The following is a 12,429-nucleotide window of genomic DNA, read 5'->3' on the forward strand; positions in this document are numbered from 1 at the left end:
GTAGATGTGGATGAGTGCCTGGAAACGAGAGTGTACCGCGCCCAACGAAAAAAGCCCCGCGTCGCGGGGCTTTTCGGTAGCGGGCCTGGGCCGCGCTCAGACCGGCTGGATGCTGACGAACTTGCGCTTCAGCGGGCCCTTCACCTCGAAGACGACCTTGCCGTCGGCCTTGGCGAACAGGGTGTGGTCCTTGCCGCAGCCCACGTTCACGCCCGGGTGCACCTTGGTGCCGCGCTGGCGGACGATGATGCTGCCGGCGCTGACGAGCTGGCCACCGAAGCGCTTCACGCCGAGGCGCTTGGAAATGGAATCGCGACCGTTACGAGTAGAGCCGCCTGCCTTTTTGTGAGCCATTGTGTACTACCTCGACTGCGTTCTTAGCCCGAAATGCCGGTGATCTGCACTTCGGTGTAATCCTGACGGTGTCCCATCTGCTTGCGGTGGTGCTTGCGGCGACGGAACTTGACGATTTCGATCTTCTTGCCGCGGCCATGGGCCGTGACGGTCGCGGAGACCTTGCCGCCCTCGACGTAGGGGGCGCCGACCTTGACGCTCTCGCCTTCGCCGACCAGGAGGACCTTGTCGAAATCAACCGACGAACCGGCCTCGGCGCTGAGCTTCTCAACGCGGATCACGTCGCCTTCCGCGACTCGATACTGCTTACCACCCGTGGCGATAACGGCGTACATGGTACTACTCCGGAAACGGTGCTTGAAAAAGAGGCGGAATTCTAACGGGAGTCGGGGCCCGCGTCAAACCCCCTGTGCGGCGCCCGCGCCCGGCTGCCGGGCGCGGCGCCACACAGGCTTGACACCCCGCGGGGCGCTTCCTAGCATGCGCAGACCTTGAAACCGGCAGCCCCGATGGAACTGAGCCAGATCCAGGCCCTGATCGCCGACGACATGCAGGCGGTCAACGCGCTGATCGAGGCGCGTCTCCAGTCCGACGTCGTCCTCATCAACCAGCTCGGCCAATACATTATCAATAGCGGTGGTAAGCGCCTGCGCCCGCAGCTCGCGCTGCTGGCCGCGCGTGCCTGCGGCTACGACGGCGACCGCCACGTGGACATCGCCGCCATCGTCGAGTTCATCCACACCGCCACCCTGCTGCACGACGACGTGGTGGACGAATCCGACCTGCGCCGTGGCAAGGATACCGCAAACACCGTGTGGGGCAATGCCGCCGCCGTGCTGGTGGGCGATTTCCTCTACTCGCGCTCCTTCGAGATGATGGTGGCGGTGGGCTCCATGCGGGTGATGGAGATCATGTCGAGCACGACCTGCACCATCGCCGAGGGCGAGGTCCAGCAGCTGCTGAACTGCCACGATGCCGATACCACCGAGGCGCGCTACCTGGAGGTGATCCACTCCAAGACCGCCAAGCTCTTCGAGGCGGCCTGTCGCCTCGGCGCCGTGCTCGCCGGCCAGCCGGCGGCGGTGGAGAACGACCTGGCGGCCTATGGCATGCACCTGGGCACGGCCTTCCAGCTCATCGACGACGTGCTGGACTACTCGGCCTCGGCCGATGAGATGGGCAAGAACGTCGGTGACGACCTGGCCGAGGGCAAGCCCACCCTGCCGCTGATCCACGCCATGCGCCAGGGCACGCCGGCGCAGGCCCGCGTGGTGCGCGAGGCCATCGAACAGGGCGGCCTGGAGCGCATCGACGAGGTCATGGCGGCCATTGAATCGACGGGGGCAATCGAGTACACTGCCGCGTCTGCGCGATCGGAGGCCGAACAGGCCATCGCGCGACTGGCCTCCCTGCCGGCTTCACCCTACAGGGAGGCGCTGGCCGCCCTGGCGGAATTCTCCGTCAACCGCAGCCACTGACTGACCACGGGCATTAGCGCAGCCTGGTAGCGCACTTCGTTCGGGACGAAGGGGTCGCAGGTTCAAATCCTGCATGCCCGACCAATTCCAAAGGCCACCCAGCGGGTGGCCTTTGTCATTTACGGTGCCGGTTTTCCCCGGGGGTGATCCGGGGTAGACTGGCAGGCATTCCGAAAAATCAGTGAGTTAGCCGTGAGCAAGGGTACGCTTTACGTGATCTCCGCGCCCTCCGGGGCAGGCAAGACCAGTCTGGTGCGGGCGCTGGTCGCACGACTCGACGGCGTGGCCGCCTCGGTCTCGCACACCACCCGGGCCATGCGTCCGGGCGAAGAGGACGGCGTGCATTATCACTTCGTCGACCGCGCGTGTTTCCTGAAGATGGTCGAGGCCGGCGACTTCCTCGAACACGCCCAGGTCTTCGACAACTACTACGGCACCTCACAGCAGGCCGTCGAAGACCAGCTGCGCGCCGGTCAGGACGTGATCCTCGAGATCGACTGGCAGGGCGCGGAGCAGGTGCGTCGCCTGATGCCGGACTGCGAGACCGTCTTCATCCTGCCGCCCTCGCGCGAGGAGCTGGAGCGGCGCCTGCGCGGGCGCGGCCAGGACGGCGACGAGGTGATCGCGCGGCGCATGCGCGATGCCGTCAACGAGATGTCGCACTACCCCGAGTTCGATTACCTCGTCATCAACGAGGTCTTCGAGGAGGCGCTGGACGAACTGCAGGCGATCTTCGTCGCCAATCGCCAGCGGCTCGCCCGCCAGCAGGCCGAGCACGAGGGCCTGCTGCGCGCGCTGCTGGCCTGAACCGGCCTGCATCCTATAGAATCAACGGTTCGCCGTCGAAAAACGGCCCGCACTTTTCAGGAGTAACCCATGGCCCGTATCACCGTCGAAGACTGTCTCGAAAACGTGGAAAACCGCTTCGAGCTCGTACTGGTCGCCAGCAAGCGCGCCCGCCAGATCTCCCTGGGGCATCAGCCGCACGTGGAGCTGGAGAACGACAAGCCCACCGTCCTCGCCCTGCGCGAGATCGCCGAGGGCCTGATCGGCAAGAGCGTGCTCGACGAGGTCGACGCCCGTGAACACGCCCCCGTCGAGCAGGGCGTGAGCGAGGACGAGGTGCGGGCCGAGATCTGAAGGCCCGCCCCCCTGTATGGCCGAGAGCGCGACCACCGGTTTCCTGAGTCCCCAGAACCCCAAGGACACCACGCGGTTTCTGGTCAGCGACCTGTGCTCGATTCTCGAGACCTATCTCGACCCCGATCAGATCAGTGAGGTCTACCGCGCCTACCTCTTCGGCGCCGAGGCACACGAAGGGCAGACGCGCCAGTCCGGCGAGCCCTACATCTACCACCCCATCGCCGTGGCCAAGACCCTGGCCGAGATGCGCATGGATCACCACAGCCTCGTGGCGGCGATCCTGCATGATGTCATGGAGGACACGGCCACCGCCAAGGAACAGCTCGAACGCGAGTTCGGCGCCGAGGTGGCGGAGCTGGTGGACGGTGTCAGCAAGCTGACCCATCTGCACTTCGAATCCAAGGCCGAGGCCCAGGCCGAGAACTTCCGCAAGATGATGCTGGCCATGGTGCGCGACGTGCGCGTGATGATGGTCAAGCTCGCCGACCGCCTGCACAACATGCGCACGGTCGGCGCCCTGCGCCCCGACAAGCGTCGCCGCATCGCCCGCGAGACGCTCGAGATCTACGCCCCCATCGCCCAGCGCCTGGGCATGAACGCCATGCGCCGCGAGCTGGAGCTGCTGGGCTTTCGCGCCTACTGGCCGCAGCGCTATGCCACCCTGGAGCGCGCCGTGCAGCGCGCCCGCGGCCACCGCAAGGAGGTGCTGCAGCGCATCGAGGCCTCGGTGGTCAACCGCATGGAGGAGGCCGGGGTGGTGGCGCGCATCATCGGCCGCGAGAAGAACCTCTACAGCATCTACAAGAAGATGCGCGAGAAGGGCCTGTCCTTCGCCGATGTCTTCGATGTCTATGCCATCCGTATCATCGTCGAGGACGTCGACACCTGTTATCGCTGCCTGGGCATCATGCACAACCTCTACAAGCCGGTGCCGGGACGCTTCAAGGACTACATCGCCATCCCCAAGGCCAATGGCTACCAGTCGTTGCATACCACCCTGTTCGGGCCGCACGGCATCCCGCTGGAGATCCAGATCCGCACCGAGGAGATGGATCACGTCGCCGAGTCCGGCATCGCCGCGCACTGGCTGTACAAGAGCGGCGACCGCCATTCCGCCACCGCCCAGGCACGCGCCCGCGAGTGGATGAAGACCGTGCTGGAGATGCAGCAGAGCGCGGGCGACAGCATCGAGTTCCTGGAGAACATCAAGGTCGACCTGTTCCCGGACGAGGTCTACGTCTTCACGCCCAAGGGCGACATCATGGAGCTGCCGCGCGGCGCCACCCCGGTGGACTTCGCCTATGCCGTGCACTCGGACATCGGCAACTCCTGCGTGGCCGCCAAGATCGACCGTCAGCTGGCGCCGCTGTCCACCCAGCTCGAGAGCGGGCAGGCGGTGGAGGTCATCACCGCGCCCAATGCCCGGCCCAACCCCGCCTGGCTCGGCTTCGTCGTCACGGGCAAGGCCCGCGCCAACATCCGCCACCATCTCAAGAACCTGAAGGAGGACGAGGCCGGGGTGCTGGGCCGCCGCCTGCTGGAAAAGGCCCTGACCTCGCTCGGGCGCTCGCTGGACGGCGTGGACGAGGTGCAGATGCACGCCCTGCTGGAGGAGTTCGGCATCCCGGATGTCGCACGTCTCTACGAGGACATCGGACTCGGCACCCGCATGGCCCCGCTGGTGGCGCGCCGCCTGGTCGGCGACGCGGAGGTCCCCGCCGACGGCAAGCGCGCGCCGCTCGCCATCCGCGGCACCGAGGGCATGGTGGTGAGCTTTGCCAAGTGTTGCTACCCGATCCCGGGCGACCCCATCGTCGGCGTGATGAGCACCGGGCGCGGGATGGTCATCCACCGCGAGGGCTGCCGCAACGTCGCCGAGTTCCGCGACAACCCGGACAAGTGGGTGCCGTTGCAGTGGTCGGACGACATCGATCGCGAGTTCACCGCCTCCGTGCGCGTGCAAAGCGCCAACCAGCGCGGCGTGCTGGCCACGCTGGCCAGCAAGATCGCCAGCATGGACGCCAACATCGAGAACGTCTCCTTCGAGGAGCGCGACGCCACCACCACCACCATCACCTTCCTGCTCTCGGTCCGCGACCGCCGGCACCTGGCGCGCATCATGCGCAGCATCCGCAACGCCCCGGCCGTGATGAAGATCGCCCGCGCCCGCGGCTGACCCCGTTCGGGCACTTACAGCCGGCGCCCGATCCGGTATTCTCTGATGCCACATTCTTGACGCACCCACAGCACTTCCCAAGGAGCACCCATGGCGCGCGACATCATCTCCACGGACAAGGCCCCCAAGGCCATCGGCACCTATTCGCAGGCGGTGAGGGTCGACAACACCGTCTACATCTCCGGGCAGATCCCGCTCATCCCCGAGACCATGGCGCTGGTGGAGGGCGACATGGACGCCCAGATCCGTCGCGTCTTCGACAACCTCGCGGCCGTGGCGGAGGCCGCCGGCGGCCGGCTTGCCGACATCGTCAAGCTCAACATCTTCCTCACCGACCTCGCGCACTTCCCGCTGGTCAACCAGGTGATGGCCGAGTACTTCGCCGAACCCTATCCGGCGCGTGCCGCCATCGGCGTGGCCAGCCTGCCCAAGGGCGCCGGCGTGGAGATGGACGCCATCCTGCACCTCGGCCGGGCATGAAAGCGCCGGCCGGCCGCAGCGCGGCCCGGTCGGTCGTGTAACTCAAGAATTAGAAAACATTAATATGGCCGTAGTGCACCCGTAACAAACCCCCTCTGTTAGGGGCCAGAAGGAATGAGATACCCGGGTTAATGTGGGTTGGCGTGGGTTGATGTGAGCGGAAGCCACGCATGGCGCGGGATTCAGCAGCTTGCCGGTCGGCGAACGCTGGCGGGTGATAGTTTGAGACATTGACCTGGTGAGCGCCAGTTGTGCCGCTAGAAGTGCGACAAGGCGCGGCGGCGCATTCAGGGCGTTTAACAGCGTTTACGGAACACCGCGCATAAAGGTGGGTTACCAGCTGTTTAAGGGTGCGCACCTGGCGGCGCAGTGAGCGCAGCTCCTGGTGGAGGGCGCGATCGCTGGCGCGCCGGCCGTGGCTGCCGTCGCCATCCTCCCTATCTTCCCGCCGCCGGCGCGGATGGTCGCCGATGATGACCGTGTTGTTGTCGCCCGTGATGTCGCCCACCGTGATGTTGATTGAGCCACCCCGGTCGTCCTGCCTGGCCTGTCCCTGGTCCAGTATGTCTTGGATCTCCTTTGTTACCTCGTCTGTCATGAATCCCCCGCGCTGCCGCTACCTATAGGCGGCCAAGTCTATGATATTGCTTACTGTGTCGTGGTCTGGTTGCTCGCCCTTGCTGGCGAAGTGGCGATACAGCACCCGCACCAGGCGGGCCTGGGCGGCCGGCTCCAGGCGCAGGCCGCGCCGCTGCAGCTCCTCGAAGGTGGTGCGCGTCACGTGCTCCAGCAGGTCCAGGTCGATGCCGCTTGCCGGGCCGGAGGGCGCCTGCAGGTCCTTCAGCAGCGACGGCCCCTCGCCTGTAAGCACCCAGTTCGCGTTATAGCCTGCACGCATCAAGGCGCACAGGAACTCAGAGTCCGGCTTCCTCTCCCCTCGCTCATAGCCGCCCAGGGTGTTCTTGTGGACGCCCAGGTCTCTGGCGAACGCTGCCTGGCTTTTATGACCGCGAATTTGAACAAGTCGGCCCCCGATCTCGGTTGTCACTTCGCACCCCCAAAGCTACAACCACGGGTTGTCACTTCTCGAAAGGTTGTAGCTTCCATAGTTTCACCTGTTAAAACAGTTACTTAGAGCTATTAGGCACGCCCAACCGCGCACGGCCAAAGCTACAACCGAAATCTCGGTTGACGTGACCGCAATATTGGTTCAATATTTAAGTCATGCAGTAACCCAACGAGCGAAAAAGAGCCTTACTACATGACTAAACGCACCTCGCCAAAAAAAGCCAGCCTCAAGGACTGGCACCGCGCCGACATCGTGGCCGCACTGCGTAAGGCCGGTTGGAGTCTGCGCCGGTTGGCGACCCACCACGGCTATGCCTCCCCGACCACGTTGTCGGTCGCCATGGAGCGCCCTTGGCCAAAAGGCCAGCAGCTGATTGCGGACGCCATCGGCATCGATCCGGCCGAGATCTGGCCGAGCCGTTACCAGGGTAAGGATACCACTCAGGCCCGCAAAGGGCATCGGGATTCAGCGGAAAGGAAGGCCGCATGATTCTGACTCCGTTGCTGTTTTGTTCTCAGCTTAGGCCCGCCCCTGGCGCCCGCCTAGGTGCAGAGCGGGGCGGCGTTTGGAGTGCTGTCTGGACGAGGGGGTACAAATGACACGATGGCCGGCCAGTTGTTGCATCGCAAGGGTGACCCCCTGCAGTACGTCCGCCGCCTCGGCCTCGCCCCGATAGAAGCGGGTCAGCAGCGACAAGGACGCCGCCGGCACACATCGCCATGCTGGCCAATATGGTGGCGGGCGCGTTCGGCTGCGAGATCGTCTACGCGCCGCAGTACGACGGCCAGCGCCGCCTCCTGCTCTTTGATGCGGGCTTCCCGCGCCTCCATCTCCGGGTCGATGGCCAGCGAGCCCGCCGCCACGATGGCGTCGGTCGCCGCCCACAGCCAGGTCGGGCTGGTCCTTGGCGGAATCCACCCCGGCCACCTCGTGCAGCATCAGCCGGTACCCGTCCTTGGCGGTTCGACCCACATAGCCCGGCACCAGGGCGGCCAGTTCCACCAGGTCACCAGGGCCAGCGCCACCAGGGCAACCAGCAGCCAGGGACTGGCACGGAGAATGGGGGAAGGTGCCCTTGGCGGTGGGCTGGCCGAACTTGTCCAGGAACACCAGCCACAGGCGCAGGCCGTTGCGCTTGAAGAACACCGGCCAGTACAGCCTGGGCGTAGAGGTCGCCTCGCCGCACCTTGGTGGCCCGCTTCACTGGGTGAAAGAGATCCCGCTGACTACCCGCACATAAACGCGGCCATAGACGCCATGGTCGCCATCCGCATGGGGCAGCACCCGGATCCGCGGATCACCATGCGCAACGTCATTAAAAACCGCGACCTGGCGGTGCTCATCCTCCTGGACCTGTCCGAGTCCACCAACGAGACGGTGACGGGTACGGAGAAGACGGTGCTGGAGCTGACCCGCGAGGCCTGCGCGCTGGTGGCCACCGCCATCGACGGCATCGGCGACCCCTTCGCCATTCACGGCTTCTGCTCCGACGGGCGCCACGACGTGCAGTACTTCCGTTTCAAGGACTTCAAACAGAAGTGGGGCGATGAGGTGAAGGCCAGGCTGGCGGGGATGCGCGGGGCGCTGTCCACGCGTATGGGCGCGGCCATGCGCCACGCCGCCCGGCATCTGCTGCGCCAGCCAGAGCGCCGCAAGCTGCTGCTGGTGGTCACGGACGGGGAACCGGCGGACATCGACGAGCGCGATCCTCAGCATCTGCGCCACGACACCAAGAAGGCTGTGGAGGAACTCTATGCCAGGGGCGTGATGAGCTACTGCCTCACCCTGGACCCTAACGCCGACAGTTACGTCAAGCGCATCTTCGGCGCCAACAACTACACGATCATCGACCACGTGCAGCGCCTGCCGGAGAAGCTGCCCGTGCTGTTCGCCACCCTGACCTCCTGAGCCGCGCCGCGGCGTCTTTGCCCTGCGCAAAGAGAACCCGGCCTGGCGGCCGGGTAAGACTCACTAGAGGAGGAAGTGCGCAGTCCCTTGCTTGGCGCGTTCAGATCTCGTCGCCCTGTTCGCGACGACTGTCCTTGAAGGTGCGCCAACCGCTGACCATGGAGCTGATCAGCGATTGGCGGGACATGATGTCCTCGCGGATGACCACGTAGATGTGGATCATGACGAAGATCCCCACATACCACATGCCCAGGTGGTGCCAGGTGTGCAGGTCCTGGCTCTGGCCGAACAGCGGGATCATCCAGGAGCTGAACAATTCGTATTGCCAGCTGCCCATGCCCGTGCCCTCGCCATACAGGGCGAAGCCCGAGACGATCATGAACACCATCCCCCACACGAACATCAGGTGCATGGTGAGGGTGGCGAGCGGGTTGTGGCCGATGTACTTCTTCGGCGCCTTGGCCAGGAACAGATACCACTTGATCTCGTTCCACACCCCCAACCACCACTGGCCGCTGGTCACCGGCGGCAGCAGGATCTGGCGGGCGTGCTCGTTGCCGACGAAGGCCCAATAGATTCGGCCCAAGAAGGCGACGGCCACGACATACCCGGCGGCGAAATGGGCGAAGCGGATATAGCCCATGAGGTAGTTGTCACTGGCCTCCCCGGGCACCGAGGGCAGCGGCGAGCCAATGAAGTAACCCGTGAGGGCCAATACCACGATGCTCAGCGCCGTGACCCAGTGCCAGATGCGCACGGGCGCCTGGTAGACGTAGACCGCCGGTTCGGCATGGATGTGCTCTGCCTTGCTCGACATGACGAATCCTCCGACGGGGCCGCGGCCGCACCGCGGCCCCGCTGCTTGCGGTTTATCGGATCTTCACCCGGGTCAGCTCCTCGCCGTCCTCGCTCATGACGTGGGTCGAGCAGGCGAGGCAGGGGTCGAAGCTGTGCAGGCTGCGCAGGATCTCCACCGGCTCATCGGGGCGCTCCATGGGCGTGTTCATCAAACAGGCCTCGAAGGCGCCGATGTTGCCGGCCGGGTCGCGGGGCGAGCCGTTCCAGGTGGTGGGCACCACGCACTGGTAGTTCTCGATCCGCCCGTCCTTGATCCGGATCCAGTGGCCGAGACCGCCGCGCGGCGCGGCCACGGTGCCCACGCCCTTGGCCTCCCGGGGCCAGGTGGAGGGGTCCCACTTGTCCATGTTGGCGGTGGCGGTGTCGCCCGCCTTGATGTTGGCGATCAGCTCGTTCCAGTCATCGACCATCATGTCCGCGCAGTACTCGGCCTCCAGCGCGCGGGCCAGGGTGCGGCCGATGGTGGATCGCAGCGCGGTGCGCGCGTCGAGCTGCGTACCCGCCAGTTGGTTGAAGAAGGCCAGGCTGCGCTCCACTTGGTTGCGCACATAGTCCACCTTCTGGGCATAGGCCAGGGTGTAGCGTGACAGCGGACCCACCTCCACGGCGTGCCCGCGCCAACGCGGCGCCTTGATCCAGGAGTACTTGGCCGACTCGTCCAGCTGCTTGATGTCGGTCTTGCTGCCCTTGAAGCCGGCGCCGAGCTCAAACTTGGGCTCGGTCACGCCGTCCCAGGGATGCAGGCCGCGGCTCTCGTCGGGGTAGCTGTACCAGGAGTGGGCGACGAACTCCTGCACCTGCTCCGGGTCGCGGGGGTCGATCTCGTAGATCTCGTCCCAGTTGCCGTTGAGGATCACGCCGCCGGGCAGCTGGTCGGTGGACTTGTCGTAGAGCACCTTGGGGTAGGCGCCGTAGTCCATCACACTGTAGGCGCCCAGCCCGCCGCCGTAGAGCCAGTCCTTGTAGAAGCTGGCGATGGCGATCACGTCGGGCACGTAGACGTTCTTGCAAAAGTCCACCATCTCCTGGATGCGGGCGCGCACGAAGTTCAGCCGCTCCATGTTCAGCGGCGCGCCGGCGGCCAGCTCCCCGTCCATGTTGATAGCGCAGGGCACGCCGCCGACCAGATAGTTGGGGTGGGGGTTCTTGCCGCCGAAGATGGTGTGGACCTTGACAAACTCCTTTTGGAGATCCAGCGCCTCGAGATAATGCGCCACCGCCATGAGGTCCGCCTCCGGCGGAAGTTTGTAGGCGGGATTGTCCCAATAGCCGTTCTTGAACGGCCCCAGCTGCCCGGACTCGATGAACTTGCGCACGCGGGTCTGCACGTCGCGGAAGTAGCCGGGGCTGGACAGGGGGTGGTGGGGCGAGACGGCCTGCTGCAGCTGCGAGGTCGCCTTGGGGTCGGCCTTCAGCGCATTGACGGGGTTGACCCAGTCCAGGGCGTGCAGGTGATAGAAATGCACCACGTGGTCGTGCACCTGCAGGGTCTTGGCCATCATCTCGCGGATCAGGTGCGCGTTCTTGGGGATGCGGATGCCCAGCGCATCCTCCACCGCGCGCACCGAGGCCAGCGCGTGGCAGCCCGTGCACACCCCGCAGATGCGCTCCACGAAGGCCCAGGCGTCGCGCGGGTCGCGGCCCTTGAGGATCACCTCCAGGCCGCGCCACATGGTGCCGCTGGAGACGGCGTTGCGGATGACGTTGTTCTCATCCACGTTGACCTCGCAGCGCATGTGGCCCTCGATGCGAGTCACCGGATCGACCACCACGCGCCGGCCGGAGTTGTCGAGTTGATATCCGTTGGGGGTCTTGATCACGGTCATTGCTGGTCTCCTTTCTGACGGGCGCGCTTCACGGCACTGACGGCGGCATGGGCGGCGATGGCGGTGCCCACCACGCCGGCGACGGTGCCGCCGACCTTATCGGCGTTCTGCTCGATGCCGAACTGGTGGATGTCGGTGAGGCGGGCGTACCAGGAGCCCTTGTCCCAGAAACCGTCCTCGGAGCAGCCGATGCAGCCGTGGCCGGCCTGGATGGGGAAGGAGGTGCCCTCGTTCCAACGGATGGTGGAGCAGGCGTTGTAGGTGGTGGGGCCCTTGCAGCCCACCTTGTACAGGCAGTAGCCCTTGCGCGCCCCCTCGTCATCGAAGCTCTCCACGAACTGCCCGGCGTCGAAGTGCGGGCGGCGGTAGCATTTGTCGTGGATGCGCTGGCTGTAGAACATCTTGGGCCGGCCCTGGCGGTCGAGCTCAGGGATGCGGTCGAAGGTGAGCATGTAGGTGACCACCGCGGTCATGACCTCGGCGATGGGCGGACAGCCGGGCACCTTGATGATGGGCTTGTCGGTGATGACCTTGTGCACCGGCGTGGCGCGGGTGGGGTTGGGCCGGGCCGCCTGCACGCAGCCATAGGAGGCGCAGGAGCCCCAGGAGATGATGGCCTTACAGTGCTCGGTGGCATAACGCAGCTGCTCGACGAAGGGCTTGCCGCCGACGATGCAGTACATGCCGTCCTCATTGAGGGGGGGATTGCCCTCCACCGCGACGATGTAGTTGCCTTTGTACTTGGCGATGGTCTCCTCGATGATGGCCTCGGCCTGGTGGCCGGCGGAGGCCATGAGGGTGTCGTCGTAGTCCAGCGAGACCATGGACAGGACCACATCCTTGGCCAGCGGGTGGGCCGAGCGGATGAAGGACTCGGAGCAGCAGGTGCACTCCAGGCCGTGCAGCCACAGGATGGGGATGCGCGGCTTGGTCTCCATGGCATGGGCGATGCGCCCGGCGAACTGCGGACCCAGTCCCAAGGCCGCAGCCGTCAGGCTGCAGTATTTCAAGAAGCTGCGGCGCGAGATTCCTTGCCGCCGCATGACCTCATAAAACGTTTCGGTGCTTGTCATCTTTATCTGCCTCCTGTCGTGGTCAGGCATTTGTCCACCGCGGTGGCGTCTGGGACGGCATTGC

The 12,429-nt window shown here is 65.4% G+C and carries 13 protein-coding genes, 1 tRNA gene and 1 pseudogene; 8 read left to right on the plus strand and 7 right to left on the minus strand.

Going from position 1 to position 12,429, the window contains the following annotated elements; translation table 11 throughout:
- Positions 1-96: 96 nt before the first annotated feature.
- On the minus strand, positions 97-354 hold the full coding sequence (gene rpmA / locus HUJ28_05825; GenBank protein ID MBD3618971.1) for a 50S ribosomal protein L27: 258 nt from the start codon (positions 352-354) through the stop codon (positions 97-99).
- Positions 355-377: 23 nt separating this feature from the next.
- Entirely contained in the window at positions 378-689 is a 312-nt protein-coding gene (gene rplU, locus HUJ28_05830) for a 50S ribosomal protein L21 (GenBank protein MBD3618972.1), read from the minus strand.
- A gap of 174 nt (positions 690-863) precedes the next feature.
- On the opposite strand from rplU, the gene ispB reads away from it, so the two are divergent.
- The 6 genes from ispB to HUJ28_05860 all read left to right on the plus strand — a co-directional run bounded on the left by ispB (position 864) and on the right by HUJ28_05860 (position 5,631).
- Positions 864-1,832: an octaprenyl diphosphate synthase gene (ispB, locus tag HUJ28_05835; GenBank protein ID MBD3618973.1), complete on the plus strand. Its 969-nt coding sequence runs from the start codon at positions 864-866 to the stop codon at positions 1,830-1,832.
- A gap of 7 nt (positions 1,833-1,839) precedes the next feature.
- Positions 1,840-1,916: transfer RNA gene (locus HUJ28_05840), tRNA-Pro, on the plus strand.
- A gap of 108 nt (positions 1,917-2,024) precedes the next feature.
- Entirely contained in the window at positions 2,025-2,639 is a 615-nt protein-coding gene (gene gmk, locus HUJ28_05845; GenBank protein MBD3618974.1) for a guanylate kinase, read from the plus strand.
- A gap of 69 nt (positions 2,640-2,708) precedes the next feature.
- Positions 2,709-2,972 carry a DNA-directed RNA polymerase subunit omega gene (rpoZ, locus tag HUJ28_05850; protein MBD3618975.1) on the plus strand — a complete coding sequence of 88 codons (264 nt, stop codon included), beginning with the start codon at positions 2,709-2,711 and terminating at the stop codon, positions 2,970-2,972.
- Between the two features lie 16 nt (positions 2,973-2,988).
- Positions 2,989-5,151 carry a bifunctional GTP diphosphokinase/guanosine-3',5'-bis pyrophosphate 3'-pyrophosphohydrolase gene (gene spoT / locus HUJ28_05855; GenBank protein MBD3618976.1) on the plus strand — a complete coding sequence of 721 codons (2,163 nt, stop codon included), beginning with the start codon at positions 2,989-2,991 and terminating at the stop codon, positions 5,149-5,151.
- 90 nt (positions 5,152-5,241) lie between these two features.
- On the plus strand, positions 5,242-5,631 hold the full coding sequence (locus tag HUJ28_05860) for a RidA family protein (protein ID MBD3618977.1): 390 nt from the start codon (positions 5,242-5,244) through the stop codon (positions 5,629-5,631).
- Between the two features lie 49 nt (positions 5,632-5,680).
- Here the strand turns inward: HUJ28_05860 and HUJ28_05865 are convergent, their stop codons facing one another.
- A complete protein-coding gene (locus HUJ28_05865; GenBank protein ID MBD3618978.1) occupies positions 5,681-6,229 on the minus strand; it encodes a hypothetical protein in 549 nt (182 codons plus the stop codon).
- Positions 6,230-6,247: 18 nt separating this feature from the next.
- Complete coding sequence (locus tag HUJ28_05870) at positions 6,248-6,679, minus strand: helix-turn-helix transcriptional regulator (protein MBD3618979.1); 432 nt, start codon at positions 6,677-6,679, stop codon at positions 6,248-6,250.
- Between the two features lie 213 nt (positions 6,680-6,892).
- Between HUJ28_05870 and HUJ28_05875 the strand changes: the two genes are divergently transcribed.
- Positions 6,893-7,189 carry a helix-turn-helix domain-containing protein gene (locus HUJ28_05875; GenBank protein ID MBD3618980.1) on the plus strand — a complete coding sequence of 99 codons (297 nt, stop codon included), beginning with the start codon at positions 6,893-6,895 and terminating at the stop codon, positions 7,187-7,189.
- A 747-nt stretch (positions 7,190-7,936) separates the two neighbouring features.
- Positions 7,937-8,608: pseudogene (locus tag HUJ28_05880) on the plus strand (nitric oxide reductase activation protein NorD).
- A 100-nt stretch (positions 8,609-8,708) separates the two neighbouring features.
- On the opposite strand, the gene cybH reads toward HUJ28_05880, so the two are convergent.
- From cybH to HUJ28_05895, 3 genes are read right to left on the minus strand one after another with little or no spacing between them, the layout of a single operon-like run.
- On the minus strand, positions 8,709-9,425 hold the full coding sequence (gene cybH, locus HUJ28_05885) for a Ni/Fe-hydrogenase, b-type cytochrome subunit (GenBank protein MBD3618981.1): 717 nt from the start codon (positions 9,423-9,425) through the stop codon (positions 8,709-8,711).
- A gap of 52 nt (positions 9,426-9,477) precedes the next feature.
- Positions 9,478-11,292, minus strand: coding sequence for a nickel-dependent hydrogenase large subunit (locus HUJ28_05890; protein ID MBD3618982.1), 1,815 nt, complete (start codon positions 11,290-11,292; stop codon positions 9,478-9,480).
- Positions 11,289-12,365, minus strand: a complete 1,077-nt coding sequence (locus HUJ28_05895; protein MBD3618983.1) for a hydrogenase small subunit — start codon at positions 12,363-12,365, stop codon at positions 11,289-11,291. The genes HUJ28_05890 and HUJ28_05895 overlap by 4 nt, the downstream gene beginning before the upstream one ends.
- Positions 12,366-12,429: the final 64 nt, after the last annotated feature.

This window comes from Chromatiales bacterium, assembly GCA_014762505.1.
Classification (GTDB): domain Bacteria; phylum Pseudomonadota; class Gammaproteobacteria; order SpSt-1174; family SpSt-1174; genus SpSt-1174.